At 67.6% G+C, this 26,627-nt stretch carries 26 protein-coding genes; 7 read left to right on the forward strand and 19 right to left on the reverse strand.

Annotated elements, in window-relative coordinates:
• Window positions 1-195 precede the first annotated feature (195 nt).
• Both AC1RCS_RS22155 and hemN read right to left on the reverse strand, forming a co-directional pair.
• Complete coding sequence (locus AC1RCS_RS22155; RefSeq protein ID WP_492246034.1) at window positions 196-954, reverse strand: sulfite exporter TauE/SafE family protein; 759 nt, start codon at window positions 952-954, stop codon at window positions 196-198.
• A gap of 5 nt (window positions 955-959) precedes the next feature.
• On the reverse strand, window positions 960-2,342 hold the full coding sequence (gene hemN, locus AC1RCS_RS22160; protein WP_218294149.1) for an oxygen-independent coproporphyrinogen III oxidase: 1,383 nt from the start codon (window positions 2,340-2,342) through the stop codon (window positions 960-962).
• Between the two features lie 186 nt (window positions 2,343-2,528).
• Here hemN and fnr point away from each other — a divergent pair, with 186 nt between their 5' ends.
• The gene (gene fnr / locus AC1RCS_RS22165) at window positions 2,529-3,251 is read left to right on the forward strand and encodes a fumarate/nitrate reduction transcriptional regulator Fnr (RefSeq protein ID WP_218294148.1); all 723 of its coding nucleotides are present in this window, start codon (window positions 2,529-2,531) and stop codon (window positions 3,249-3,251) included.
• A gap of 65 nt (window positions 3,252-3,316) precedes the next feature.
• Here the strand turns inward: fnr and AC1RCS_RS22170 are convergent, their stop codons facing one another.
• The 9 genes from AC1RCS_RS22170 to AC1RCS_RS22210 all read right to left on the reverse strand — a co-directional run bounded on the left by AC1RCS_RS22170 (window position 3,317) and on the right by AC1RCS_RS22210 (window position 11,380).
• Entirely contained in the window at window positions 3,317-3,610 is a 294-nt protein-coding gene (locus tag AC1RCS_RS22170) for a hypothetical protein (RefSeq protein ID WP_218294147.1), read from the reverse strand.
• Between the two features lie 51 nt (window positions 3,611-3,661).
• Window positions 3,662-3,943, reverse strand: a complete 282-nt coding sequence (locus AC1RCS_RS22175) for a FixH family protein (RefSeq protein WP_218294146.1) — start codon at window positions 3,941-3,943, stop codon at window positions 3,662-3,664.
• Between the two features lie 72 nt (window positions 3,944-4,015).
• Window positions 4,016-5,461, reverse strand: coding sequence for a cytochrome c oxidase accessory protein CcoG (gene ccoG / locus AC1RCS_RS22180; protein ID WP_369642186.1), 1,446 nt, complete (start codon window positions 5,459-5,461; stop codon window positions 4,016-4,018).
• 88 nt (window positions 5,462-5,549) lie between these two features.
• Complete coding sequence (ccoP, locus tag AC1RCS_RS22185) at window positions 5,550-6,470, reverse strand: cytochrome-c oxidase, cbb3-type subunit III (RefSeq protein WP_218294144.1); 921 nt, start codon at window positions 6,468-6,470, stop codon at window positions 5,550-5,552.
• A gap of 24 nt (window positions 6,471-6,494) precedes the next feature.
• Window positions 6,495-6,632: a cbb3-type cytochrome oxidase subunit 3 gene (locus tag AC1RCS_RS22190; RefSeq protein ID WP_010460656.1), complete on the reverse strand. Its 138-nt coding sequence runs from the start codon at window positions 6,630-6,632 to the stop codon at window positions 6,495-6,497.
• A gap of 12 nt (window positions 6,633-6,644) precedes the next feature.
• A complete protein-coding gene (ccoO, locus tag AC1RCS_RS22195; RefSeq protein ID WP_218340799.1) occupies window positions 6,645-7,277 on the reverse strand; it encodes a cytochrome-c oxidase, cbb3-type subunit II in 633 nt (210 codons plus the stop codon).
• A 17-nt stretch (window positions 7,278-7,294) separates the two neighbouring features.
• Entirely contained in the window at window positions 7,295-8,734 is a 1,440-nt protein-coding gene (gene ccoN / locus AC1RCS_RS22200; protein ID WP_218294142.1) for a cytochrome-c oxidase, cbb3-type subunit I, read from the reverse strand.
• A gap of 64 nt (window positions 8,735-8,798) precedes the next feature.
• Window positions 8,799-8,936 (reverse strand): cbb3-type cytochrome oxidase assembly protein CcoS, encoded by a 138-nt coding sequence (gene ccoS, locus AC1RCS_RS22205; RefSeq protein WP_056169616.1) that lies wholly within the window; start codon window positions 8,934-8,936, stop codon window positions 8,799-8,801.
• Window positions 8,936-11,380 (reverse strand): heavy metal translocating P-type ATPase, encoded by a 2,445-nt coding sequence (locus AC1RCS_RS22210; RefSeq protein ID WP_218340945.1) that lies wholly within the window; start codon window positions 11,378-11,380, stop codon window positions 8,936-8,938. Before AC1RCS_RS22210 ends, ccoS begins: the two co-directional genes overlap by 1 nt.
• Window positions 11,381-11,487: 107 nt before the next feature.
• Between AC1RCS_RS22210 and AC1RCS_RS22215 the strand changes: the two genes are divergently transcribed.
• Window positions 11,488-11,931 carry a universal stress protein gene (locus tag AC1RCS_RS22215; RefSeq protein ID WP_218294141.1) on the forward strand — a complete coding sequence of 148 codons (444 nt, stop codon included), beginning with the start codon at window positions 11,488-11,490 and terminating at the stop codon, window positions 11,929-11,931.
• A 170-nt stretch (window positions 11,932-12,101) separates the two neighbouring features.
• Window positions 12,102-12,734: a TetR/AcrR family transcriptional regulator gene (locus AC1RCS_RS22220; RefSeq protein WP_492246035.1), complete on the forward strand. Its 633-nt coding sequence runs from the start codon at window positions 12,102-12,104 to the stop codon at window positions 12,732-12,734.
• A 55-nt stretch (window positions 12,735-12,789) separates the two neighbouring features.
• On the opposite strand, the gene AC1RCS_RS22225 is transcribed toward AC1RCS_RS22220, so the two are convergent.
• The 6 genes from AC1RCS_RS22225 to lgt all read right to left on the reverse strand — a co-directional run bounded on the left by AC1RCS_RS22225 (window position 12,790) and on the right by lgt (window position 20,167).
• Complete coding sequence (locus tag AC1RCS_RS22225) at window positions 12,790-14,364, reverse strand: malonate--CoA ligase (RefSeq protein ID WP_492246036.1); 1,575 nt, start codon at window positions 14,362-14,364, stop codon at window positions 12,790-12,792.
• A gap of 62 nt (window positions 14,365-14,426) precedes the next feature.
• Entirely contained in the window at window positions 14,427-15,230 is an 804-nt protein-coding gene (locus AC1RCS_RS22230; protein WP_492246037.1) for an enoyl-CoA hydratase/isomerase family protein, read from the reverse strand.
• 140 nt (window positions 15,231-15,370) lie between these two features.
• Entirely contained in the window at window positions 15,371-16,384 is a 1,014-nt protein-coding gene (locus tag AC1RCS_RS22235) for a Bug family tripartite tricarboxylate transporter substrate binding protein (protein WP_218294137.1), read from the reverse strand.
• A gap of 209 nt (window positions 16,385-16,593) precedes the next feature.
• Window positions 16,594-18,093 (reverse strand): malonyl-CoA decarboxylase, encoded by a 1,500-nt coding sequence (locus AC1RCS_RS22240; protein ID WP_492246038.1) that lies wholly within the window; start codon window positions 18,091-18,093, stop codon window positions 16,594-16,596.
• Window positions 18,093-18,761, reverse strand: a complete 669-nt coding sequence (locus AC1RCS_RS22245) for a GntR family transcriptional regulator (RefSeq protein WP_492246039.1) — start codon at window positions 18,759-18,761, stop codon at window positions 18,093-18,095. Before AC1RCS_RS22245 ends, AC1RCS_RS22240 begins: the two co-directional genes overlap by 1 nt.
• A gap of 578 nt (window positions 18,762-19,339) precedes the next feature.
• Window positions 19,340-20,167, reverse strand: coding sequence for a prolipoprotein diacylglyceryl transferase (lgt, locus tag AC1RCS_RS22250; RefSeq protein WP_218294135.1), 828 nt, complete (start codon window positions 20,165-20,167; stop codon window positions 19,340-19,342).
• Window positions 20,168-20,378: 211 nt separating this feature from the next.
• Here lgt and bfr point away from each other — a divergent pair, with 211 nt between their 5' ends.
• The gene (gene bfr / locus AC1RCS_RS22255) at window positions 20,379-20,849 is read left to right on the forward strand and encodes a bacterioferritin (RefSeq protein WP_218294134.1); all 471 of its coding nucleotides are present in this window, start codon (window positions 20,379-20,381) and stop codon (window positions 20,847-20,849) included.
• 88 nt (window positions 20,850-20,937) lie between these two features.
• On the opposite strand, the gene AC1RCS_RS22260 is transcribed toward bfr, so the two are convergent.
• Entirely contained in the window at window positions 20,938-21,861 is a 924-nt protein-coding gene (locus AC1RCS_RS22260; protein ID WP_369642179.1) for a LysR family transcriptional regulator, read from the reverse strand.
• Window positions 21,862-21,972: 111 nt separating this feature from the next.
• Between AC1RCS_RS22260 and AC1RCS_RS22265 the strand changes: the two genes are divergently transcribed.
• From AC1RCS_RS22265 to AC1RCS_RS22275, 3 genes are all read left to right on the forward strand, one after another.
• The gene (locus tag AC1RCS_RS22265; protein ID WP_492246040.1) at window positions 21,973-23,271 is read left to right on the forward strand and encodes an SGNH/GDSL hydrolase family protein; all 1,299 of its coding nucleotides are present in this window, start codon (window positions 21,973-21,975) and stop codon (window positions 23,269-23,271) included.
• Window positions 23,272-23,416: 145 nt separating this feature from the next.
• Window positions 23,417-24,430, forward strand: coding sequence for a GlxA family transcriptional regulator (locus AC1RCS_RS22270; protein ID WP_218294131.1), 1,014 nt, complete (start codon window positions 23,417-23,419; stop codon window positions 24,428-24,430).
• Window positions 24,431-24,495: 65 nt separating this feature from the next.
• A complete protein-coding gene (locus AC1RCS_RS22275; protein ID WP_492246041.1) occupies window positions 24,496-25,671 on the forward strand; it encodes an MFS transporter in 1,176 nt (391 codons plus the stop codon).
• Window position 25,672: 1 nt separating this feature from the next.
• On the opposite strand, the gene AC1RCS_RS22280 is transcribed toward AC1RCS_RS22275, so the two are convergent.
• A complete protein-coding gene (locus tag AC1RCS_RS22280) occupies window positions 25,673-26,626 on the reverse strand; it encodes a LysR family transcriptional regulator (protein WP_492246042.1) in 954 nt (317 codons plus the stop codon).
• Window position 26,627: the final 1 nt, after the last annotated feature.

The following is a 26,627-nucleotide window of genomic DNA, read 5'->3' on the forward strand; positions in this document are numbered from 1 at the left end:
ACATGGAGACGTGAATGCCACCAATAGTTACACAGATTATCGCCAGTTCGAAGGCCTTGTCGAAGGAGCCCACCCGCGCCGCGGCGGCACGGCAACACTTGCCTGCCCGAAGGCGCGGGGCGGGGCAATCCCCCTCATGGGGATGTGGGTTACCGAAACCGCCTCGCCCTCAGGCCGCCGCGGCCCGAATGCACGCTAGCGGCACCACAGTGAGGGTTTGTAGACGAGGTCCATCCACAGTGCCCAGCTTGCCACCGCGCAGAGCAGGCCACCGGCGGCGCGCGTCCCCCAGTCCGCGCGCACGGTGTTGAGCCGGGCCCGCAACCGCGTCCAGGCCCAGGGCCCGCCGACCAGCCAGACGCCGCTGCCAATGCCAAAAAGCGCCATGGACAATGCGCCCTCCAGGGGCCCTCCGCTCAAGGCAGCCACCAGCAGCGCCGAATACAGCAAGCCACAGGGCATCAGCGCCCAGAGAAACCCCGCGGCAAGAATGCCTCCCGGGGCACGGACCAGAGGCCGCACGCGCTCCCACACGCCACGGCCCGCCTGCTCCACCCAGAGCGGCTGCCGCGCCTGGACCATCAGCATCAGCCCCCACGCCATCACCGCGACGTGCATCAAGGTCCACGCCGGGCGCAGTGCCATGGTCTGCTGAGTGAGCCACGCCAGGCTGTCCATGGCCAGGGCGGCCAGCCCGCCCGCCAGCGCATATCCTGTCAGGCGGCCCGCATGAAAGGCCACGGCCCGCCGGGCCACGCCACCGCGCGGTGCCCACCGCACCGCCTGCACCTTCGGGGGAGCCCCCTCCGCCGGCGCCCCGCCGCCGGGGGCGGATGCGCAGCCCGCGCTCCCCTGCCCCACCACGGCGCCACAAGGTGCCGAGCACATGGCCAGGCAATGGGACCCGCCAACGAGCCCCATCAACAAGGCAGTCGAGGCAACCGTTGCAAGCATGGGATTCAGATGATGCGTGAAAAACGCGCGCGGTTGCGGTCTGCCTGCAGATATCGGTCGAAAACCATGGCGATGCCGCGCACGAAGAACCAGCCCATGGCCGTGACCTCGACACCGTCGGGCCTCACCTTGACCAGCCCCTGCTCGGCCATGGTGTCGAGTTGCGCCAGTTCGGCGGAGAAATAGTGCCGAAAATCGAGAAGCCAGGCCTGTTCCATGGGCTCGAACAGCAGTTCTCCCTGGCACATCAAGGACATGATGACGGCGCGGCGCACGAGGTCGTCCCGCGTCAGGGCCAAGCCACGCACCACGGGCAGACGCCCCTGGTTCAGCAGGTCGTAGTACTCATCCAGGGTCTTGGCGTTCTGGCTGTAGGTGGCGCCGACCCTGCCAATGGCCGACACGCCCAGGCCGATCAGGTCGCAGTCGGGCTGGGTGCTGTAGCCCTGGAAGTTACGGTGCAGGCGGCCCTGCCGCTTGGCGACGGCCAGCGAGTCCTCCGGCAGCGCGAAGTGGTCCATCCCCACATACACATAGCCGGCGCCCATGAACGCGTCGAGCGAACGGGAGAGCATCGACACCTTGCCGGAGGCTGCGGGCAGTTCGGCGGAGAGGATGCGGCGCTGGGGCTTGAACCGCTCCGGCAGGTGGGCATAGGCATACAGCGCAATGCGATCAGGCCGCAACTGAACCACCTGCGCCAGCGTACGGTCGAACGACTCCGGCGTCTGGCGCGGCAACCCGTAGATCAGGTCCACATTGATCGATTCGAAGCCGAGCGAGCGCGCGGATTCCACCAGCGAAAACACCTGTTCGGCGGGCTGGATGCGGTGCACCGCCTTCTGGACCTCGGGGTCAAAATCCTGCACGCCAAAACTCAGCCGGTTGAATCCAAGCTCCGCGAGCACGGCAAGCCGGTCGGCATTGACGGTACGGGGGTCCACCTCGATCGAGTACTCCCCGCCCGGCGCCAGGGTGAAGCTGCGCTGGAGCATCGCCATGAGTTCCCGCAAGCCATCGTCCGACAGGAAGGTGGGAGTGCCGCCGCCCAGGTGCAGCTGGCTCACCACCTGGCCCGTGCCGCAGTGCGCCGTGTGCAGATCGATCTCGCGGCTGAGATAGCGCAGATAGACTTCAGCCCGGTCGTGGTGCTTGGTGATGATCTTGTTGCAGGCGCAGTAGTAGCACAGCGACTCGCAAAAGGGGATGTGCACATACAGGGACAAGGGCAGCGCCTTGGTCAGGGTGCCCATGCGGCGCTGCTCGAGGGCGAGGGCGTAGTCCTCCTGGCCGAAGGCTTCCACAAACCGGTCGGCCGTCGGATAGGAGGTATAGCGGGGGCCTGGTACGTCAAAACGGCGCAGCAGGTCAGGCGAAACAGCGGTCATGGGGCGAATCCTTGCGTACACCTTGACTGTGCCGTAAGCTGCTCCCCATGTCCTTGACATGAATCAAGTGATGGAGTGGCCGGAACAGCGACAATTTGATGCATGTCAGTCGCCTGCCCGCCCTCCAAGAGACTCCCTCTTCGGCCATCGGGCGGTATGCTCGAAACCTAACTCCGCCCTGTGCCTATGAACCCGCTCACCATCAAAGTCGCCTGTTCCAATTGCAACCTGCGCGAGCTGTGCATGCCGGTGGGCCTGAGCGAAGAGCAACTGCACCGCATCGACGAGGTCGTTGCAGTTCGCCGCAAGGTGAAGCGCGGCGGCACGCTGTTTCGCAATGGTGAGTCGTTCACCTCGCTTTATGCCATCCGCACCGGCTTTTTCAAGACCTGCGTGGCCACCGAGGACGGACGCGACCAAGTCACGGGGTTCCAGATGGCGGGCGAGATCATCGGCCTGGACGGCATCGTGAATGACCACCACACCTGCGATGCGGTGGCCCTGGAAGACGCCGAGGTCTGCGTCATGCCGTTTGACCGCATCGAGGAACTGTCCCGCGAGGTCACCGCGCTGCAGCACCACGTGCACAAGATCATGAGCCGCGAGATCGTGCGCGAACACGGCGTGATGCTGCTGCTGGGCAGCATGCGTGCCGAGGAGCGCCTGGCAGCGTTCCTGCTCAATCTGGTGCAGCGCCTGCACGCCCGCGGATTCTCGCAGTCCGAGCTGGTGCTGCGCATGACGCGCGAGGAGATCGGCAGCTACCTGGGCCTCAAGCTCGAGACCGTGAGCCGCACCTTCTCCAAGTTTGTGGAAGAAGGCATTGTCGAAGTCAAGCAGCGCCATGTCCGCATCCTCGAGACCGACGCGCTCAAGCGCATCGTGAACAACCAGTCCGCCTGCCACTGAGCAAGGCGAGCCAGGTCCGCCCGTCCCGGCAACGCCTTGCCACCGGAGCCCGGCCGGTGCGCTGTTCAAGGGCAGGATGATGTCTTTCGGCAATCATCAGGGCGCTCGCCTTCGGGCACGGGGCAGCGGTTGAGTTCAAAGGGCGACATTGCCAGCAGCGTGGTCAACGCGCTGGAGGCCATGGTGATGGCCCAGAACGCAAAGAACGCGAGCGTGTAGACGCCCTGGCGCGACAGGGCCAGCGGCTGCCCGAACCAATGCAGGTCCTGCGGGTCCACCATCGCAAAAACCAGCATCTCCATCGCGCCCGCCATCAGAAAGGCGGGCCATGCAATCCACATCAGGCGTTGCGTCCACATCGGGGTTGTCTCCTGGTAAGGCCGCGCAGACCCGCTGCTCGGCCAGGGGTTTCAGCGTGGCTGGTCCTGAACCGGTGTCGCCGCGTGGTTGCGGCCCTTCATAGCCGGGGCCAGGCTCTTCTCCGGAGCCTCCAGCGTCTTGTTGATTTCGATGCCCTGGCGGTAGTAGTCCTCGGCGACCACGGGGTCTGGCCGCGAAATCGCCAGCCACAGCGTGACAAAGCCCGCCACGATGACGATGGCAGGGCCGGCGATGATCAGCCAGACGTGGCCGAATTTCCACCAGGGCGCAGCGGTGGCGGGGGCGGAGCCGATGGCTGGATTGGATGGCATGGGTGCTTGCTCCTCAAAAATCTTCTCGGTCATACAACGTCCCCGGGGCCGTGCACCGGGGTGCACGTCGCCTCATCGGGGCACCAGGAATACGGACTTCTCGGTCACATGGGCCGCAGCGCCCACCGCCTGCACATCGAACTGCACGGCATGGGAGCCCGGGGGCGCGGAGCCATACGGTATCTGCAGGCGCACGGCCACCCACCGGGACTCCGCGGGGCCAATGTCCACCTCGGCTTCAGAGGCCACCTCCAGCCCGTCCAGGCCGCGGGCGCCGATGCGGTAGCGCTGGGGGCCTTCGGTGGCGTTCATGATCTGCAGGCGGTAGATATTCTCCAGCTTGCCGCCCGCCACGATGCGCGACAGGGCCGCGCGGTCGCGCACCACATCCACCTTGAGCGGCGTGCGGGTGACCAGGCTGGCCATCATGCCCACGCACAGTGCCACCAGCACGGCGGTGTAGATCAGCACGCGAGGCCGCAGGACGCGCCGCAGGATCTGCGACTGGCTCCAGCGCTGCGCCACGCCGTTCTGCGTGGAAAAGCGGATCAGCCCCCGGGGGTAGTGCATCTTGTCCATCACCGTGTTGCACGCATCCACGCACAGTCCGCAGCCAATGCACTCGTACTGCAGGCCCTTGCGGATATCGATGCCCACGGGACACACCTGCACGCACAGGGTGCAGTCAATGCAGTCACCCAGGCCCTTGGCCTTGTGGTCGATCGTCTTGTTGCGCGGGCCGCGCGGCTCGCCGCGTTCCACGTCATAGCTCACGATCAGGGTGTCCCGGTCGAACATCGCGCTCTGAAAGCGCGCGTAGGGGCACATGTACTTGCACACCTGCTCGCGCATGTAGCCCGCATTGCCATACGTGGCAAAGCCGTAGAACAGCACCCAGAATATCTGCCAGTTGCCCTGCAGCGCCAGCAGTTCCGCGCCGAGCTCACGAATGGGCACGAAATAGCCCACGAACGTGAACCCCGTCCACAGCGCCACGGTGATCCATACCACCTGTTTGAGAAACTTCTTGCGGATCTTCTCGAAGCTCCAGGGCCCGTTGTCCAGCCGCAACCGGGCACTGCGATCGCCTTCGATCTTGTGCTCGATCCACATGAACATTTCGGTGTAGACCGTCTGGGGACAGGCGAAACCGCACCACAGCCGCCCCGCCACGGCCGTGAACAGGAAAAGCGACAGCGCCGAGATGATGAGCAGGCCCGTGAGATAGATGAAGTCCTGCGGATAGAGCACCAGCCCGAAAATATAGAACCGCCGTGCCCCCAGGTCGAACAGCACCATCTGGCGCTGCCCCCACTCGAACCAGGGAAGGCCGTAAAAGACCAGCTGCGTGAGAAACACCATGCCCCAGCGCCAGCGTGCGAACAGGCCACTGATGGAGCGCGGGTAAATCTTCTTCTGCGCTTCGTACAAGGAGACGATCTCGCCCTCGGACGAGGCATCGGATGCAACCGGTGCAATCGGAATGACCTTGCGGGCTGGCCCGCTGGGTGGCTTCATGGTGGTGTCGACCTATTGGCTTGGTGTGTCTTCAGCAATGGGGCAAAAAGCCGGGCGCAGCGCCAGGGGGCGCGCCACCCGGCCCGGATCAGCGCACCGCGGCAGCCTGCTTGCCGTTGGACAGGCCCCATACGTACGCAGACAGCACGCCGATCTGCGCTTCCGTCAACTTGTCGGCCTGGGCCGGCATCTGGTTGACCTTGCCGTTGTTGACCATGGCGGTAATGGCCGCCTCGCCCCAGCCATGCAGCCAGACGTCGTCGGTCAGATTGGGGGCACCCAGCGCCTGGTTGCCCTTGCCGTCCATGCCATGGCAGGCCGCGCATGCCGTGAACTTGGACTTGCCCAGCGAAGCACGCAGCGAATCGTGCGGGCTGCCCGACAGGCTCAGCACATAGTGCGACAGGTTGCGCACGTCTTCGGGCGTGCCCACTGCGGCCGCCATGGGAGGCATGTTGCCCACACGGCCCTTCTCGATCGTTTCACGGATCTTCTCGGGCGCCCCGCCATGGAGCCAGTCACCGTCCGCCAGATTGGGGAAACCCTTGCTGCCGCGCGCGTCGGAACCATGGCACTGAGCGCAGTTGTTCATGAACAGGCGCTCGCCAATGGCCTGGGCCTGCGGGTCCCTGGCCACGTCTTCCGGCTTCATCGAGGCGAAACGGGCATACAGCGGCTCCAGTTCAGCCTTGGCTTTGGCCATCTCGGCTTCGTATTCGCCCTTCTGCGTCCAGTTCAGCTTGCCGGTGAAACTGCCAAGGCCTGGGTAGGCCGCCAGGTAGCCGAAGCCGAAGACGATGGTGATGACGAACAGCCAGACCCACCAGCGCGGCAGGGGGTTGTTCATCTCGACCAGGTCCTCGTCCCAGACGTGGCCCGTGGTGTTGTCGGCCGTGGCCATCACCTTCTTGCGGCCTGCCATCCATAGCAGGATGCCGCAGGCGATGATGCCGACCAGGGTCAGCGTGGTCACAAAGACCGACCAGAAATTGCTGGTGAAGTCACTCATGGGGTGTTCTCGTTCTGGTGGGGGTCAATCTTGTTCAAAGGGCAGCCGAGCGGCCTCGTCAAACCGGGCCTTGTTGCGGCCCCGGTAGGCCCAGACCCAGATGCCGACGAAGCAGGCCATCGAGGCCAGCGTGGCGACGATGCGCATGGTGGTGATGTCCATTGCGAACCTCCTTTACTTGAGCGCACGGCCCATGACTTGCAGGTAGGCGACCAGCGCCTCCATCTCGGTCTTGCCCTTGACGTCGGCCGCGGATGCCGCGATCTGCTCGTCCGTGTAGGGCACGCCGACGGTGCGCAGCGCCTTCATGCGCGGCGCAACGCTCGCGGGGTCCACCGCGCTCTTTTCCAGCCAGGGATAGGCGGGCATGTTCGACTCGGGCACCACGTCGCGCGGGTTGTTCAGGTGGATGCGGTGCCACTCATCGCTGTACTTGCCGCCCACGCGGTGCAGGTCGGGTCCGGTGCGCTTGCTGCCCCACTGGAAGGGATGGTCGTACACGAACTCGCCCGCCACCGAATAGTGGCCGTAGCGCAGCGTCTCGGCGCGGAAGGGGCGGATCATCTGCGAATGGCAGTTGTAGCAGCCCTCGCGGATATAGATGTCGCGGCCCACCAGTTGCATGGCGTTGTAGGGCTCCACACCCTTGACCGCCTCGGTCGTGGACTTCTGGAAGAACAGCGGCACGATCTCCACCAGGCCGCCAATGGCGATCACGAGCAGGATCAGCACGATCATCAGGAAGTTGTTGGTCTCGACTTTCTCGTGGGAGAAGCCGGTCGAAGAAGATGGATTGTTGTTGGACATGGGTTATCTCCTTCGGCTCAGGCGTGCGCCGCATTCACGGCGGGAATGGCAACCTTGACCGAACGGCCCGAGATCGCTGTCACCCACACGTTCCAGGCCATGACCACCATGCCCCCCAGATACAGCAGGCCGCCAGCCACACGGATCACATAGAAGGGGTACGTGGCCTTCACGCTCTCGACGAAGGTGTAGGTGAGCGTGCCATCGGGATTGATGGCGCGCCACATCAGGCCCTGCATCACGCCGGCGATCCACATGGCGGCGATGTACAGGACGATGCCGATGGTGGCCATCCAGAAGTGCAGCTCGATCGCCTTGATGGAGTGCATCTTCTCGCGGCCGAACAGGCGGGGAACCAGGTAGTACAGCGACCCCATCGAGATCAGACCCACCCAGCCCAGGGCGCCGGAGTGCACGTGGCCCACGGTCCAGTCGGTGTAGTGGCTCAGGGCATTGACGGTCTTGATGGACATCATCGGGCCCTCGAACGTGGACATGCCGTAGAACGACAGCGACACGATCAGGAAACGCAGGATCGGGTCGTCGCGCAGCTTGTGCCAGGCGCCGGACAGCGTCATCACGCCGTTGATCATCCCGCCCCAGCTGGGGGCCAGCAGGATCAGCGAGAACACCATGCCCACCGATTGCGTCCAGTCGGGCAGCGCGGTGTAGTGCAGGTGGTGGGGACCGGCCCACATGTAGGTGAAGATCAGCGCCCAGAAGTGGACGATGGACAGGCGGTAGCTGTACACCGGACGGCCTGCCTGCTTGGGGATGAAGTAGTACATCATCCCGAGGAAGCCCGCCGTGAGGAAGAAGCCCACGGCATTGTGGCCATACCACCACTGCACCATCGCATCCTGCACGCCCGCATAGGCCGAGTAGCTCTTCATGAAGCCGGCGGGAATCGCTGCGCTGTTGACCACATGCAACAATGCCACGGCCAGGATGAACGCACCGAAGAACCAGTTGGCCACATAGATGTGCTTGACCTTGCGCACACCGATGGTGCCGAAGAACACGATGGCGTAGGACACCCAGACCAGCGTGATCAGGATGTCGATGGGCCATTCAAGCTCGGCGTACTCCTTGCCGGAGGTGTAGCCCAGCGGCAGGCTGATGGCGGCGGCCACGATGACCAGCTGCCAGCCCCAGAACGTGAACGCCGCCAGCGGCCCGGCGAACAACCGGACCTGGCTGGTGCGCTGCACCACGTAGTAGCTTGTGGCGAACAGCGCGCAGCCGCCAAACGCAAAAATCACCGCGTTGGTGTGCAGGGGGCGCAAGCGCCCGTAGCTGAGCCAAGGTATGCCAAAGTTGAGTTCAGGCCAGGCCAGCTGGGCGGCGATGATGACGCCCACCAGCATGCCAACCACCCCCCATACCACGGCCATGATAGAAAACTGCCGCACCACCGTGTCGTTGTAGTGCGCAGCATTTGTTTTTGGAGAATCCATCGGGCACCTCTTTGTATTGCAGTAAGAGTTTGTTGCAGCCAGCTTTTCAGGGCATTGACACAAGTCAATCGTCTCGGAGAATCCGTTCACCTTCTTGCTCGACGCTCTCGAACTGGCCGTGATGGACCGCCCACCACAGTCCTGCAAGAACCATCAAGACCAGCACCACGGACAGCGGAATCAGCAGGTACAGAATGTCCATCAGGCGGCCTTCAGCGTTGTCTTGGTGATTTCAATGGCCGGAGCACCCTCTGGCGGCAGCGGCGCCGCGCCCGAGAAAGACAACGGCGGAAGATCTCGTGCGAGGCGCGCGGCATTGAGAACCACCAGCAGCGAACTCAGCGCCATTCCCAGCCCGGCGAGCCAGGCGGGCATGAAACCCGCCACGGCCAATGGAACACACAGGGCGTTGTAGCCCGCGGCCCACCACAGGTTCTGGCGCACCACACGCAGAGTGCGCCGCGCCAGCAGCACTGTTTGCGGCACCAGCGCCAGGCTGTCGCCCAGCACGACAAAATCGGCCTGCGCCTGCGCCAGCGGCACGGCGCGGCCAAACGCGAAGGACACATGGGCGCCTGCCAGCACCGGGCCATCGTTCATGCCATCGCCCACCATGGCCACGTGGTGGCCGCCGGCCTGCAGCGCCTGCAATGCGGCCAGCTTGCCCTGGGGCGTGCACTCCCCCGCCGCCTGCGCTATGCCCGCCTGCGCAGCCACGCGCCGCACCGACACGGCCCGGTCACCGGACAGCAGCTGCACCGCCATGCCGGCATCCGCCAACGCCGTCACCACGGCCGGGGCCTCGGCGCGCAGAGCCTCCACCAGGTCGAAGCGCGCCAGTTCCAGCACCCGCCCGTCGGGGCGCTGTTCCGACAGCACCACCTGCAGTGCGGCGCCGTCCTGCGGCGCCACGCCCGCATGGCGGGCGGAGCCCAGCCGGAACGTGCGGGCAGGCTCCGCGCCCAGGCCATCCCGCGCCACGGCCACCAGGCCGAGCCCGGCTTCCTCCTGCAGGCCGCTCACGATCCAGCGCCCGTCGTCCTGCGCGCCAGCGGCGGCCACCACGGCGCGCGATGCGGGATGCATCGATTGGCGCGCCAAGGCGGACGCCAGCGCCAGCGCGCCCCGTGCCGCCCATCCTTCGGTGGTATGCACGGCTTGCAATGCCATTCCGTCCCGCGTGAGCGTGCCGGTCTTGTCAAACACCACGGTATCCACACGGGCCAAGGCCTCCAGGCCCTGCAGGTTGCGCACCAGCACGCCATGGCGCGCCAGCGTGCCCGCCGCCGTGAGCATGGCGACCGGTGTGGCCAGGGACAGCGCGCAGGGGCAGGTGACGATGAGGACCGCCACCGCCACCATCAGCGCATGGCCAGGATCGGAGGGCCACCAATACGCGGCCGCCAGGGCCGCGGCCGCGAGCACCGCCACCAGGAACGGCCGCGCGATGCGGTCGGCCAGTTGTGCCAGCCGGGGTTTCTGCAGCGACGCGCTTTCCATCAAGGCCACGATCTGCGCGAAGCGCGTCTGCCCGCCCGTGCCCTCCACCTGCACCTCCACCGGCGCCTGCAGGTTGTAGCTGCCAGCCGTGACCACGCTGCCCACGGGCCGCGCCACCGGGGTGGACTCTCCCGTCAGAAGGGATTCGTCGGCCTGGGTGCTGCCCCGGGTGATGCGCCCATCGGCCGGAAAGGCCTCGCCCGGCAGCACGCGGATCGTGTCCCCCACGGCCAGGCGGCGTGTGGCCACGCGCACGAAACTGCCATCCGCCGAGCGCCGCTCCACGCTGTCGGGCAGGCGGTTCATCACGGCTTCCAGCGCGCCGGCAGTGCGGTCGCGCAGGCGCAGCTCAAGCCAGCGCCCCGTGAGCAGGAAAAAGACGAACATGGTCAGCGAGTCGTAGTACACCTCTTTCCCGAAGATGCCCGTGGGGTCGAAGGTCCCGGCCGTGCTCACCGCGAAAGTGATGGCCATGCCCAGCGCCACGGGCAGGTCCATGCTCACGCGGCGCAACCGGATATCGCGCAGCGCGCTGGAGAAGAAGGGTCCGCACGCAAAGACCACCATCGGCAAGGTAATGACCCAGGAAGCCCAGCGCAGCAGCTGCTCCATCTCCTGCGTGAGGTCGCCCGGCTGTGCCACATAGGCCGGCCACGCGTACATCATGACCTGCATCATGCAAAAACCCGCCACCAGCCAGCGCCACAGCGCGCGGCGGCTCTCGCGCAGGCGCTGCTCGCGTGCAAAGGCGTCCATGGCGGGCATTGCGCGGTAGCCTGCCTTGTGCACTGCTTGCATCCACTGCGAGGGGCGCACCTGCGCCGGGTGCCAGACCACGCGCGCGCGCCGCGTGGCGGCGCTCACATCGGCCTGCTGCACGCCCGGCACGGCGCGCAGCGCGTCTTCGATGGTGAGCGCGCAGGCCGCGCAGTGCATGCCCTCCAGCACCACCTGGGATTCCCAGGCGCACGCGGCAAGGTCCGCGGGAGCACCACCCGCCTGAGCACACGGGCGGCCGAATGCCGACCATTCCTGCGGGTCGTCCAGCAGCACGGCCTGCGGAGCGGGCGCGGCCGCCGGCCACGCGTCCGTCCCGGCATCTGTCTGATGCACCGGGGATGAGGCCGGCGCACCGGGTCCAAACATTGACATGGTTCAAGCCTATCGTGAGGGCCCGGCAGGTACATTGACCTGGATCAAGCCCCGGAACATGATTGATCCTAAGCTTGTTCCATCACTTTGAGGAGCCCTTTATGTACAAACGCATCCTGATTGCCACGGACGGTTCGGCCCTGTCGGACAAAGCGGTGGAGCACGGCCTGTCCCTTGCAGCCCTGTCGGGCGCCACGGTGGTGGCCCTCAAGGTCGTGCCACGCTATCCCCGCAGCTACTTTGAAGGCGGCATGCCGGTCGACATGAGCGACGTCAAGCGCATCGAGAAACAGTGGGGCGACGCCGCGCAGGCCATGGTCGATGGCGTCAAGACCGAAGGCATCGCCCAAGGCGTTGCCGTGAAGGCCGTCATCGCCAAATCCGATCTCGTCGCGGAAGCGGTGATCTCCGCCGCCAAGAAACACAAGTGCGACCTGATCGTCATGGCATCGCACGGCCGCAAGGGGCTCAAGCGCCTGCTGCTGGGCAGCGAAACCCAGCATGTGCTCACGCACTCGCACATCCCCGTGCTGGTGCTGCGCTGAGCACAGGGCAGAGGCCCCGCCGCGCGGGCCTTGCCCAACGGCAGGGTCGGACCCAGGGCCGTGGCCCTGGCCGCCCCCGCGGAGCGGGCTGAAGGCACGCGGCGCATGCAGGCCTGCCGGCAACATACAGGTCTGTATCACATCTCCGCGCGATGTGGGAAAATCTGCGCATGAGACCACCTGGAACCTGTGACGGCACCCCGTCCTCGCGAGCTGCCTCCTCCGCCACGCCCGCGGCCATGCCGCCCGGCGATGTGCAGCAACGCATCCTCGACACCGCTTCCCAGCTTTTCTACAACGAGGGCGTTCGCGCGGTGGGCATCGACCTGATCATCGAGCGCGCAAAGATCGCCAAGACCAGCCTCTACCGCTACTACCGCACCAAGGATGACCTGATCGCGGCCTTCCTGGAGCGCGAAGACCGCGAGTTCTGGCAGCAATGGGACGACGTTGTCTCAACGCACGGCCCCGATCCCGCGGCGGAGCTCGACGCCCTGCTCCAGTGGGTGGGCGAGCGGGTGGCCCGCCCGGGCTACCGGGGTTGCCCCCAGCTGAACGTGGCCGCGGAATTCGCGGACCCCGCGCACCCTGCCCGCGCCATCTCGGCCCGCCACAGGCTGGAGCAGCGCAAGCGGCTTTCGGCGCTGTGCCGGCGGCTCGGTGTGAAAAAGCCGGACGTGACCGCCGCCCAGCTCTCGCTGCTCGTGGATGGCGCGTTCAGCAGCGGGGCACTGCTGCTGGGCGACAGCGCGGCCAAGGCCCTGCGGGCGGCCGGACGCGCCCTGGTCGGCGGCGGGCACTGACTGCGGCGGGCAGGTGCCAGCAGGCCGCGCCTGCGGCAGCCGCCAGCCCACGGGGTCAGGAAAACAGTGCCTTGTGCTGCTCGCGCAGAAGGTTCTTCTGCACCTTGCCCATGGTGTTGCGCGGCAACTCGTCGGCCACGAGGCAGCGCTTGGGGATCTTGAAGTTGGCCAGCTGCGACTTGAGCCGCGCCACGATGGCCTCGCCGTCGAGCTTCACGCCCGGCTTGGCGATGACCACGGCCACGCCCACTTCGCCGAAATCCGGGTGGGGCACGCCGACCAGCGCGCTTTCGGCCACGCCGGGCATGTCGTTGATGTAGCCCTCGATCTCGGCGGGGTAAACGTTGTAGCCGCCGCTGATGATCAGGTCCTTGCTGCGGCCCACGATGCTCACGTAGCCGCGCTCGTCCACCTTGCCCACGTCGCCGGTCTTGAACCAGCCGTCAGGCGTGAACTCCTCGGCCGTCTTCTCGGGCATGCGCCAGTAGCCCTTGAACACGTTGGGGCCTTGCACCTGGATGTTGCCGATCTCGCCCACGGGCAGCGGCTTGTTGGCATCGTCCACCACGCGCAGGCCCACGCCGGGCAGCGGGAAGCCCACGGTGGCGCCACGCCGCTCGGTCTGGCCGGCATGGCGCGCGTCGGCCGCGTAGGGGTTGGAGGTGAGCATGATGGTCTCGCTCATGCCGTAGCGCTCCAGGATGGTGTGGCCGGTGCGCTGCTGCCATTCGTTGAAGGTCTCGATGAGCAGCGGCGCCGAGCCCGCGACGAACAGGCGCATGTTCTTCGCCGCCTCCTTGGTGAGGCCGGCCTCGCCCAGCAGGCGCACGTAGAGCGTGGGCACGCCCATGAAGACGGTGGCGCGCGGCATGGCGGCGAGCACGGCCTTGGGGTCGAATTTGCTGAACCAGATCATCTTGCTGCCATTGATCAGCGCGCCGTGGATGGCCACGAACAGGCCGTGCACGTGGAAGATGGGCAGGGCGTGGATCAGCACGTCGCCACGGCCATCAGGCCCTCCGGTAGCCGTCCAGCCCCAGCACTCCTTGAGCACCTGCGCGTTCGACAGCAGGTTACCGTGCGTGAGCATGGCGCCCTTGCTGCGGCCCGTGGTGCCGCTGGTGTACAGGATGGCGGCCAGGTCATCGGCCGCGCGCTGCACGGGCGTGTGGCTGTCGCCATGGTGCACCGCGCGCTCCAGCAGGCTGCCGGTGCGGTCGTCGCCCAGGGTAAAGACGTGCTGCGTGCCCAGCGTGAAGGCGATCTTCGACACCCAGCCGAAGTTGCCCGGGCTGCACACCACCACCGCAGGCTCGGCGTTGCCGATGAAGTACTCGATCTCGGCGCTCTGGTAGGCCGTGTTGAGCGGCAGGAACACGTAGCCCGCGCGCAAGGTGGCGAGGTACAGCAGCATGGCTTCGACCGACTTTTCCACCTGCACGGCCACGCGGCTGCCCTCGGGCAGCTTGAGCGAGGCCAGCAGGTTGGCGATGCGCGCGCTGGCATGGTCCAGGTCGGCCCAGCTGTAGTGCAGCGGGGTGCCGTCGGGCGCCGTGGTTTCCACGGCGGTGCTGCCCAGGTCGGAGGGAAAGGCTGCGCGCAGGGCGCTGAAGAGGTTGTGTTGGCTCATGGCAGTTGGGCGGGGTTGCAAATGGTCAGATCCACAAGAGGAATGGAAATGGGCAAGGCCCATCAAAACAGGGGGGCGCGTTTTTCAAGGAACGCAGTGATGCCTTCGCGGTGCTCGGCGCTGTCCGCGTACGCATAGGGGTCAGGCGCATCGTTTGCTATATATTTAATAGCTGATTGCGCATTTACAGCAGGCGCTACAGGCACTTTCAATGCCCGAAATGTCTGTTTGTTCATGCGGGCGGCCTGGGGTGCCAGCGCGGCAATGCGCTGCGCGCTGCCCACCGCCTCGGTGGCCGTCCTGTCATCGGCCACCACGCGGCTCAGGAAACCGCGCGCCAGCATGTCGGCGGCGCTGAAGGTGGCGGCTTCCAGCAGCATCTGCCGGGCCGTCACATCGCCCACGGCGCCGGCCACCAGCTGCGCCTCGCGGGGGGCCATGGGGAAGCCGAGCTTGGCGATGGGGGCGCCAAAGCGGGCCGTGCCGCTCGCGATGCGGATGTCGCAGCAGCTGGCGATCTCCACCCCGGCACCCATGCAGGCCCCACTGATCTGGGCCACGATGGGGACGTCGCACAGGAGCATGGCGCTCAGCCCGCCCCAGACGTCGTTCTCATGGAAATCGCGCAAGGCCGCGGTGTCGAAGCGAAAGCCCGGGTACTCCGAAATGTCGCCCCCCGCGCAGAAGGCATCGCCCTCGCCGGCGATGAGCACGCAGCGCACATCGCTGCGCCCCTGGATGTCTTGAAACACCTCGCGCAGTTGCCGCCACATGCCCCGCGACATCGCGTTCAGCCGCCCGGCATGGCGCAAGGTGACATGCACCACGCCACGCTCACCGGCATCCATCAACACTTCACCTGACATATTCGTTGCCCATCACGTTTGCAAAGTCCACGCCCCACAACAACTGGCGCAACGCCATCGCCAGTGCCACCGTGGAACTGGCTCTGCCAGGCCACGGGTGGCGTCCCCCTCAGGGGGATGGCGCGAAGCGCCTCAGGGGGTCAATCAAGTTTTGCGCCAGAAGCCTTCACCACCGCCGCCCAGCGCTTGACCTCGCTGCTGACCATGCCGGCGAACTGCTGCTGCGTGAGGCCGCCGTATTCGGCGCCATTGCTGGCCCAGATGGTCTTGAGCTCGTCGGCCGCGCCGAGCTTGCGGATCTCCTCGACGATGCGCGCCTGGACATCGGCCGGCGTTCCCTTGGGCGCCCACAGGCCATACCAGGTGGTCACGGTGTAGTCGGGCAGGCCCACTTCGGAAGCGCAGGGCACGTCCGGGAAGGCCGCGTTGCGCTTGGAGCCGGACACCATCAGCGCCTTGATGCGCCCCGCCTTGATATGCGCGGCCGACGAACCCAGGCCATCGAACATCATGTCCACCTGCCCACCGATCAGGTCCTGCAGCGCAGGGCCCGCACCACGGTAGGGGATGTGCGTGATGAAGGTGTTGGTCTGCTGCTTGAACAGCTCGCCCGCCAGATGGTGCGATGTGCCCGCGCCCGCCGAGCCGTAGTTGAGCTTGGCGGGGTTGCGCTTGACATGGTCCATGAACTGCTGGAAGTTGCCCACCGGCACGTTCTTCGGGTTGACCACCACCACCTGCGGCACGTTGGCCAGCAGGTACAGCGGAATGAAGTCCTTCTCGATGTCGTAGTCGAGCTTGGGGTACATCGACGGGGCGATGGCGTGGTGCACCGCGCCCATGAACAGCGTGTACCCGTCGGGCGCGGCCTTGGCGGCAAAACTGGCGCCCACGGTGCCCCCCGCCCCGCCCCGGTTGTCGATCACCAGCGTCTTGCCGGTGGCGCGGGAAAACTGCGCGGCCAGCGGCCGTGCGAACGCATCGGTGCCGCCTCCGGCCGGAAAGGGGACGACCAGGTTCACGGGCTTGGAGGGCCAGGCGGAGGCCTGCGCCCAGCTGCCGCCGCTGCCCAGGCCCAGGCCCGCTGCCGCCGCTGCGGCCAGCAGGCTGCGGCGCTGCACCGCTCGGTCGTCGATTCGCATGTTGTCTGTCATTTCCTTGTCTCCTGTCGTCGTTGTAAAAATGGAAACCGGCCCGTGGCGTGCGATCGGCCATCGGCCACCGGTTGCTGCCTGCACTTCTACCAGAAAGACGCCGCGCCCCGGGCGCCACGCCTGCCAGGCGGGCAGGTCAGCCGCCTTTCGGCCCCCGGCCCACCGGCCCAGGGCCAAAACAGTGCCGCCCGCCGCGCGGGCGGCACGGATCAATCACCACGGCACAGGCTGTCGATGTCCCCCGACACCGGCACCTTGCCCTGCGCAAGCAGGCTGCGGTGCTTGTCGATGCGCTTGAGGTCATACAGATAGTTCACCATCAGCCCGTACGACTGCTTGAGCCCCTTGCCGGAAGGATCGCCCGCCCAGTTCAGCCGTTCAACCCGCGCGCCGTTGCCCAGGTGAAAGCGTGCCACCGGGTCGACCGGCTTGCCTTCGTGCAGTTCGCGCCCCAGATAGCGGGCGGCGCATTCCAGCAGCATCTGGCGCACGGGCGATTTCGCGTCAAGCTCCAGGGCCTTGTCGATGGCGGCCAGCAGGTGCGTGGGCTGTGGCGGCTCGAAGCCCACCGCGCGGCCCAGCTCGGCGCGGCGCTTGTCATCCAGGCGCTCGAGCATCGCGCCCGCGTGCTTGCTCAGCCACGAGCGGAAGCCCGGAATGGGCGACAGCGTGGCAAAGGTGCGCAGCCGCGGGAACTCCGCGGTGAGCGTCTCCACCACGTGCTTGATGAGCGAATCGCCGAAGCTCACGCCGCGCAGGCCCGTCTGTGTGTTGCTGATCGAGTAGAAGATCGCCGTGGTGGCCCGGGAGATGTCCACCGGTGCGGCCGCCTCGTCCAGCAAGGGCGTGATGCTGGCAGAAATCTTGTCCACCAGCGCCACCTCCACGAAGATCAGCGGCTCGTTGGGCAGGCGCGGGTGAAAGAAGCCGTAGCAGCGCCGGTCGCTGTCGAGCCGGTTCTTGAGGTCCGCCCAGCTGCGGATGTCATGCACGGCCTCGTACTTGATGAGCTTTTCGATCAGCGAGGCCGGCGAATCCCACGACAGGCGGCGCAGCTCCAGGAAGGCCACGTCGAACCAGGTGGAGAACAGGTGTTCCAGCTCCGCATCCAGCGCCAGCAGGCGCTTGTCGGCCTTGAGCAGCGGCAGCAGCTCGGCCCGCATGTCCACCAGGAAGCGCATGCCCTCGGGGAACACGGAAAAGCGCTGCAGCAGCCGGGTGCGCGGCGACACCAGCGCGCGGCGCAGGCTGATCTCGGCCTGCCCCTCTTCGGCCGTGCCCGCCGCGGCCTCGTAGCGCTGGCGGGCCGACTTGAAACGCGTGGCGTCGGGCGCGAACTGCTCGCACATCAGGAGCCACATGTCGCGCCGCATCTCGGTCTCGGCCCTGGCATACCACTCGGCCACCGCCTGGGCGCGGCGCCCGCCCTCGAGCTCACTCACCTGCGGGGCCACCACCTCCTGCAGGTCCGCCAGCAGGCGGCGCAGCGCGCGCGGCGACAGCGCCTCCTGCCCGCGGCGCAGCGTCGCCTGCAGACGTTCGTGCGTGGAGCGCGGCACGGCCACCTTGGCCACCACATCCGTCACCGACTTGTCGATGGCGGCCCTCGCGGGCTTCTCGCCGGACTTGTCGGCCGCCTTGTCCGTGGCAGGCGCGGCGGTGCGCAGGCGGGACACGCTGCGGGCGATCCATTCGGGGGTACTGTTCATCATGGTCTCAGCCTCGATTGCTGGTTGCGGGCAACGTCGCGCAGCGCATCGCGCTGGCGCAACAGGTGGGTGCGCATGGCCTCCTCGGCAGCGTCGCAGTCGCGCGCCTTGAGCGCGGCGAACACGGCCAGGTGCTCGGCCAGGCTTTGCTGCAGGCGGCCCGGCGCATGCAGCGTCTGCAGCCGCGCCAGCCGCAGGATCTTGCGCAGGTCGCCGATCACCTGCGCCAGCCAGCGGTTGTCCGCCAGCGTGATGAAGGCCTCATGGATCGCGTAGTTGGCTTCGTAGTAGTCGGTAAGGAGTCCGTCCGAGGCGCACTGCTGCAGGCGCTCGTGCAGCACCTCCAGCGCCGCGACGTCGGCGGCGCCCGCCTTGCGGGTGGCCTCGTGCGCGGCCCGCCCCTCCAGCAAGGCGATCACCGGGAACAGGTCGTCCAGGTCGCGTTCGGAGATCTCTGCCACGAAGCACCCCCGGCGCGGCTCGTGGCGCAGCAGTCCCTCGGCCACCAGCACCTTGAGCGCCTCGCGCAGCGGCGTGCGCGAAATGGCCAGCCGCTCGCACAGCGCCGCCTCGTCCAGAAAACTCCCCGGCGGCAAGGCCCCGGCGAAGATCTGCTCGCGCAGCCGCGAGGCGGCTTCGTCGTGCAATGAGTTGGGAATCGGGCGCATGGTGCGGGTGAACTCCAGTGGCAGAGGCGGCACAGTCAGATTCTCTGACGCCTTTGGCCGCCAACACGCCGCCAAAAGCTCACAAATACCGGGCTTTCTCTGATTTCTACGTAATTTCTCATAATTATGAAAAATTACAAGACCTGGAACGCCCAATTCGTTGAATTTCGCAAAAAAATGCGGGCCGGTGGCTCCCACACCACATCCGCGCGCACTCAGCGGGCCATGGGGGCACGCTGGAAGAGGTCACGGAGAAGCCAGGCGCTTCGCGCACGTCGGGATGAGGTTGGCGGGGCTGCCCGCCCCCAGTGGCAAGGCCTGCACGGCCGCCGGACTCACCGGAAAACCGGTGCCCCAGGCCCTGCAGGACGCGCCGCGCGCATGGCACGGGTTCGGGTTCGGCGCCAGCCAGGGCCCCGCCGCGAAGGAGCGCCCTGAGGAAGGCAGCGGAAGAAGCCGCGTGCGCAAGCCCGCCACCCCGCGATACAGGCTGCGGGATGAGCAGCCGGCCACAGCCCGCTGTTTGCTATATTTTCAATAGCTGCCAGCGCTTGATCATCAAGCGTCAGAAGTATTTTTTACTTGAAACCGGGCACGGGGGCCGGCTGCCGCTGCGCCCACAGCCACAGCGCGACGCCGGCGACGATCATGGGCACGCAGAGCCATTGGCCCATGCTCATGCCCAGCGACAGGACGCCCAGGAAGGCGTCGGGCTCCCGGAAATACTCGGCGATGAAGCGGAATGCGCCGTAGCCCACAAGGAACGCCGCCGCCACCTGGCCCTGGCGGCGCTCCTTGCGCGCATAGAGCCACAGCAGGATGAACAGCAGCAGCCCTTCCAACAGGAACTGATAGATCTGCGACGGGTGGCGTGGCTGCATGGAGCCGCTGTGCGCGAAGACCATGCCCCACGGCAGGTCGGGGCTGGAAAAGCGGCCCCACAGCTCGCCGTTGATGAAGTTGCCGACCCGCCCCGCCGCCAGCCCCGTGGGCACGCAGGGCGCCACGAAGTCGGCCACCTGCAGCCACGGACGCTTGCGCGAATGGGCAAACCACAGCATCGCCGCGATCACGCCCAGCAGTCCGCCGTGAAAGGCCATGCCCCCCTGCCACACCGCGAAGATCTCCAGCGGGTGGCTCAGGTAGTAGCCGGGCTTGTAGAACAGGCAGTAGCCCAGGCGCCCACCGACCACCACGCCTGCCACGCCGAGGAACAGGATGTCCTCCACATCCTTGCGCGTCCACGCGCCGGGCCCTGTGATGGACGCGAATGGCGGGTGCCGCAGCCGGGCGATGCCCAGCAGCATGAACAGCCCGAAGGCCGCCAGGTAGGTCAGGCCATACCAGTGGATGGCCAGCGGGCCCACTTGCAGGGCGACGGGATCGATGTGGGGGTAGATCAGCATTTGGGCGGTATTGTGCCCGCGCGCCGTGGCGGAGGGCAGCCGGCAGCCCCGCGGGGCGTGGGGGCAGCCGCGGCGCGGGCCGCGCGCCCCATTTGCGCCCCAATGAGAACGCTTCTGATCCCGGTACGCATGCAGAGCGGCAAGCCGGGGGCATTGCCCACAAAGGCACGGTCCGCGCGATACTCCCCACCAGAAATTCAAGGATAAGAACATGCAGGGAAACCCACAAGTCGTCGAGTATTTCAAGGATCTGCTGCGCGGCGAGCTGGCCGCGCGCGACCAGTATTTCGCGCACTCGCGGATCTACGAGGACCAGGGCTTCGTCAAGCTCTATACCCGTCTCGACCACGAGATGCAGGAAGAAACCCAGCATGCCGACGCGCTGCTGCGCCGCATCCTCTTCCTGGGCGGCCGCCCCGACATGCGCCCCAAGGAATTCACCCCCGGCGAGACCGTGCCCGAGATGCTGCGCAAGGACCTGGCCACCGAGTACGAAGTGCGCGCCGCCCTGCAAAACGGCATGGCCCTGTGCGAAAGCGTGGGCGACTACGTGAGCCGCGACCTGCTGCTGGCCCAGTTGCGCGACACCGAGGAAGACCACGCCTACTGGCTCGAAAAGCAGATCGGCCTGATCGACAGGATCGGCCTGCAGAACTACCTGCAGTCACAGGCATCGGCGTAGGAACCTGTTCAAGGCCTTTTCGGCCAAGAACAACTCCAGGGATTGCCATCCCGGCAAGGCTGTGCCCGGCCGCAGCATGCGGCGCGCCTCATGAACGAACTGACTGCGCGCCGATGTCGACCCGTTCGGCAAGGAAATCCAGGAAGGCGCGCACGCGCAGCGGCAGGTAGCCTCCCTGGCCGACGAACACGGCATGCACTTCCTCCAGGCCGCCCGGATTGGATTCCTCCAGCACGGGCCGCAACCGGCCTGCCGCCAGGTCGTCGCGGACCTGGAAGGCGGCCAGGCGCGCCAGCCCCAGGCCGGCCAGCGCCAGGTGGCGCAGGGCTTCACCGTCGCTGGCCTGGGCATTGCCCGCCACCGGAACCACCACATCCACACCGTTGTGCCGCAGCGGCCAGCCGGCCTGGGCGCGCACGTAGCTGGTGCCCAGCCGGTTGTGCAGCAGCAGATCATCCGGCGCGGCCGGCATGCCCTTACGCTCCAGGTAGCCGGGCGCGCCAACGATGACCATGCGCGTCTGACCGAGCTTGCGCGCCATCAGGTTCGAGCTCTTGAGCGGGCCCGCGCGCACGGCCACGTCGGTGCGCTGCTCCAGGATGTCGATGACTTCATCGGTCAGCACGATGTCCAGGGTGACATCGGGACAGCGCTCAAGGAACTGCGGAGCAAGCGGCAGCAGGAAATGGTGCCCGAACGGCACGTTCGCGTTCACCCGCAGCCGCCCGCGCGGCGCGGCGTGCGCATTGGCGCAGCGCTCGGCCTCGTCCAGATCGGCCAGGATGCGCACGCCACGCTCGTACAAGGCACAGCCCTCGGGGGTGAGCTGGAGCTGCCGCGTGGAGCGGTTCACCAGCCGCGTGCCCAGGCGTTGCTCCATGCGCGCGACCAGCTTGCTCACGGCAGAAGGCGTCATGCCGCAGGCACGGGCTGCCGCGGAAAACCCGCCCAGCTCGATGACACGGACAAATACCTCCAGTTCGCCGGAGCGATTGACATCCAGACGGGCCATCGCGGCTTCCTCGGTGAATTCAAATCACAAATGTTCTTCCGGGGAGAAGTCTAGTTTATTCATGTCTTTGAATTCATCATTGAATCTTACAAAGCCAATGAATTCAACAATATGAAAACCCTCCCTGCCCTCTCGGCTTCGGCGCTGCTGGCCATTGCACTTTCGGCTGGCGCGGCCGCGCCCCACGCTCCAGCGCCTGTCGGTGCGTCCACCTGGGTGGCAACCTGGGGCGCCAGCCCCCAGCCTGCCTGGGAACCGGACTTCCTGTTCCCCACCCACCTTCCGCCGGTGCTGCATGGCCAGACGGTGCGGCAGGTGGCGCGCGTCAGCCTGGGCGGGCCCCGCGTGCGCATTGTGCTGTCCAATGCCTACGGCCGGCAGCCGGTGGCGCTGGGCAAGGCGACGGTCGCGCGGCCAGCTCCCGGCGGGGCCGTGTTGGCAGACAGCCTGCACACCGTCACTTTTGGCGGCCAGGAGGCGGCGACGATCCTGCCCGGCGCGTCGCTGGTCAGCGACCCCGTGGGGCTGGCCGTGCCCGCGCTGGCGCAGCTTGCGGTGAGCCTGTACCTCCCCGATGAAACGCCGGTGAGCACCTTCCATTGGGACGGACGGCAGACCACCTGGATCGCCCCCGGCGACCAGGCCACCACCCCGGAGCTGGTCGCCGGAGGCGCAGCGGTGCAGAGCACCACGGCGCGCCCGCTGCTGGCGGGCATTCAGGTGGAAGCCGCACCGGCCGCGCGCGCGGTCGTCGTGATCGGGGACTCCATCACCGACGGGGCCACCGCCAGCCTGGACAAGGACCGCCGCTGGCCGGATTTCCTGGCCACCCGCCTGGCGCCGCACGGGGTGGCGGTCGTCAATGCCGGCATTTCCGGCGCCCGCCTGCTGTCCGACGGCATGGGCGCCAATGCGCTGGCGCGGCTGGAGCGCGACGTGTTGGCCCAGCCTGGCGTGCAAAGCGTCATCGTGATGCTGGGCATCAACGATATCTCCTGGCCGGGCACCGCGTTCGCCCCGGCAAGTCCCCGGCCGACGCTGCAGGCGCTGGCGGCTGGCTACCGCCAGCTGATCGCGCAGGCACGCGGCCACGGGCTGAGGGTGATCGGCGCGACGCTCACACCGTTCGAGGGTGCCTTGCCTGGCACGCCGCTCAGCAACTACCACCATCCCGACAAGGACGCACTGCGCCAGCAGGTGAACGACTGGATCCGCCACGGCGGCGCATTCGATGCGGTGATCGACTTCGATGCGGCGCTGCGCGACCCGGCCCACCCTGCCCGCATCGCGGCGCGCTTCGATTCAGGCGACCGGCTGCATCCGGGCGATGAAGGCAACCGCGCGATGGCCGAGGCCGTCGATCTGAGCGCCGTCCTGCCCGGCATCGGCGCACCGCCGTCCCCGCGCTGAATCGCCTGGCGACTGCCCCGGCCCCGGTGCGAACGCCGGCGACCCGCCGGAAGCACCCTGTCCCCCAGGCCGCCCTCCAGCCAGTGGCCAGATCTGTGGGGATGTTGTCGTTGCAGCCAACCCACGGAGCCTTCACACTGGCGCCATGCACCCTCCATCCCGCGCTGTCGCCTGCCTCCTCTACCCCGGCGTCATGAGCCTGGACGTGGTCGGCCCCATGCAGGTGTTTGGCTCTGCGAACGCAGAGCGCACGGGCCATGGCCTGCCGCCGGCCTACACGCTGCACCTGCTGGCCGAAGCGCCAGGGCCCGTGCCCACATCGGCCGGGTTCGCGCTGGTGGCCGATGGCGCCTGGGGAACCCTGGATGCGGCTGGCTTCGACACCGTGCTGGTGGCGGGCGGCGATGGGGTGATTGCGCAGCTGTCCAATGCCGGCCTGTGCGAGTGGCTGCGCCACGCCGAGCCGCGGGTGCGGCGGCTGGGGTCGGTGTGCTCCGGCGCGCTGCTGCTGGCACAGGCGGGGCTGCTGGACGGACGGCGCGCCACCACCCACTGGTCACGCCTGGACCGCCTGCGCCAGAGCCACCCGAAGGTGCTGGTGGAGCACGACTGCCTGCACACGTACGACGCCGCCAGCCCACACGACAGCCATGTCTTCACTTCGGCGGGCGTCACCGCCGGCATTGACCTGGCCCTGGCGCTGGTGGAAGCGGACCTGGGCCGTCCCCTGGCCCTGGCCGTGGCGCGGCGGCTCGTGATGTTCATGCGCCGCCCGGGCGGGCAGGCCCAGTTCAGCCCCCTGCTGGCGCCCGAGACCCTGCACGCCCCACGGCTGGCCGCGCTGCTCGAATGGATTCCCACGCAGCTGGGCGGCGACCTGTCGCTTGATGCCCTGGCCGAACGTGCCTGCATGCCCACCCGCACGCTCTCGCGCGTGTTCCAGCGCGAGCTGGGCATGACGCCCGCCCGCTACGTGGAACGCGTGCGCGTGGAAGCTGCGTCCACGCTGCTGGCGCAGGCCCAGGCATCGATCTCCACCGTGGCCCGGCTGTGCGGGTTCGAGCACCCGGAGAACCTGCGCCGCAGTTTTCACAAGCACCGCGCCGTGAGCCCGCAGGCCTATGCGCAGCGCTTTGGCGCGGGTGTGCCGCTGGACTGACCGCCCCGCGGCCCGGCCCCTTTCCTTCCTACGCGCCCACCGGGGCGCACCACCGAAAGCCATCCATGCTGCTCTTGCGCAATGCGTCCGTTCGCCTTCTGTTCGCGGGCCAGGCCCTTTACTGGGGCTGCTCCATCATCGGCATCACACTCACCTCCATCGTGGGGGCAAGGCTGGCGCCCTGGCCCACCCTCGCCACGCTGCCGCTGGCGCTGCTGGTTCTGGGCAACCTGCTGTCGGTGCAGCCGCTGTCGCTGTTCATGCAGCGCCGGGGGCGGCGCGCGGGGCTGCAGGCCGGTGCGCTCCTTGGCGTGGCGGGCGGGCTGGTGAGCATGGCGGGCGTGCAATGGGGCAGCTTTGCCGTGTTCTGCGCGGGCACGCTGGCCATCGGCGCGTACCAGGCATCGTCGGGCTACTACACCTATGCGGCGCTGGAGGCGGTGGACCCGCAGCAAAAAGGGCGCGCGGCGGCCTGCGTGGTGGCAGGCGGCCTGTGCGCCGCCGTGTTCGCGCCACCGCTGGCGCTGTGGTCGCGCAACCTGCTGGCCACGCCGCTGGCGGGCGCCTACCTGGCCATTGCGGTGTTGTCCGCACTCGGGTGGGCGGTGATGGCACGGCTACGCGAGGGGGCCGCGCCCCAGCCTGCGGCGGGCGGCATCGCGGCCATGCGCACCCTGCTCGCCCGGCCCGGGCTGCGCGCCGCCGTGGTGATGGCGGCCATCGGCCACGGCCTGATGATCCTGGTGATGAACGCCACGCCGCTGGCCATGGAGGTGTGCGGCTTCTCGGCGGCATCGGCCGCGCAGGTGATCCAGTGGCATGTGATCGGCATGTTCTTCCCGGCGCTGTTCGCGGGCCAGCTCGTGGACCGCTTCGGCAGCCGCCCGGTGGCGGCCGTGGGGGCGGCCTGTCTGGCGGCCAGCGCGGCGGTGGCGCTCTCGGGCATGGCGTTCACCGAATTCCTGGCCAGCTCCTTCCTGCTGGGCACGGGCTGGAACCTGATGGTGATCTCGGGCACAGCGCTGCTCGCCGAAAGCCATGCACCCGAGGAGCGCGGCCAGGCGCAGGCGCTGATGCAACTGGCCAACGGCACCGTGGCGGCGGCCATGTCCTTTGCCTCGGGCGCGCTGCTCACTGGCGTGGGCTGGACGGCGATCAACGCGGTGATGCTGCCACTGCTGGCCATCGCGGTGGGGCTGCTGTTCGCGCGCGGGCGCACCGCGCCGGCCGCGGCGGGCTGACTCAGCCCACCGCCGAGCGCTCGCGCACAAAATCAGTGAAGCGCGCCAGCGCGGGGTTGTTGAGCGCGGCGGGCCAGACCAGGCTGGTTTCGCACACGGGCAGTGGCGGCGCGGCGGCCGCCTTGGCGGCCCTGGCCGGCGCGGCCCCGAACGCATCCGCAGCGCGGTAGACCACGCCCTCGCGGCGGAACTGGGTCACGCTCTCGGGCACCCACGCCACGCCCAGGCCGCCCCATACCAGGTTGACGATGGTCTGCATCTGGATGGCCTCCTGCGCCACCACGGGCACGCGGCCCGCTGCGTGGTACAGCGCAAAGATCGCGTCGTGCAGCGAAGGCACGATGCGGCGCGGAAAGATCACCAAAGGTTCGGCCAGCACCCGCGCCAGGTCCAGGCGCGGCGCACCGGCCAGCGCGTGGCGCTCGGGCAAGGCGAGCACCAGCGGCTCCTGCGCCACCACCAGCCGCGCCAGCCCGGGCGGCGCGAAGCCCGGCGAATGCAGCATGAGCCCGGCGTCCAGTTCACCGCGCGCAAACAGTTCGCGCTGCACATCGCCCGTGGCCTCTACCAGTTCCAGCGCCACCTGGGGGCACAACACGCGAAAGTCCCGCACCCATTCAGGCAGGCGCTCGAACCCGATGGTGGAGACGAATCCCAGGCGCACGCGCCCCACCTCACCGGCCGCCGCCGCGCGGGCGCGGGCCGGCAAGGCCTGCGCACGCTCCAGAAAGTCGCGCACGTCGGGCAGCAGCGCCTCGCCCGCCGGGGTCAGCGCCACGCGCCGGCGCGTGCGGTCGAACAGCACCACGCCCAGCGAGCGCTCCATCTGCGCGATCGCCTGGGTCAGGGGCGGCTGCGTCATGTGCAGGCGCAGCGCGGCGCGGCCGAAGTGCAGCTCCTCGGCCACGGCCACGAACTGGCGCCAGGCGCGCACGTCGATGAATGCTTCTTTCATA

It is taken from the genome of Acidovorax sp. GW823-FHT01C06, from assembly GCF_058798375.1.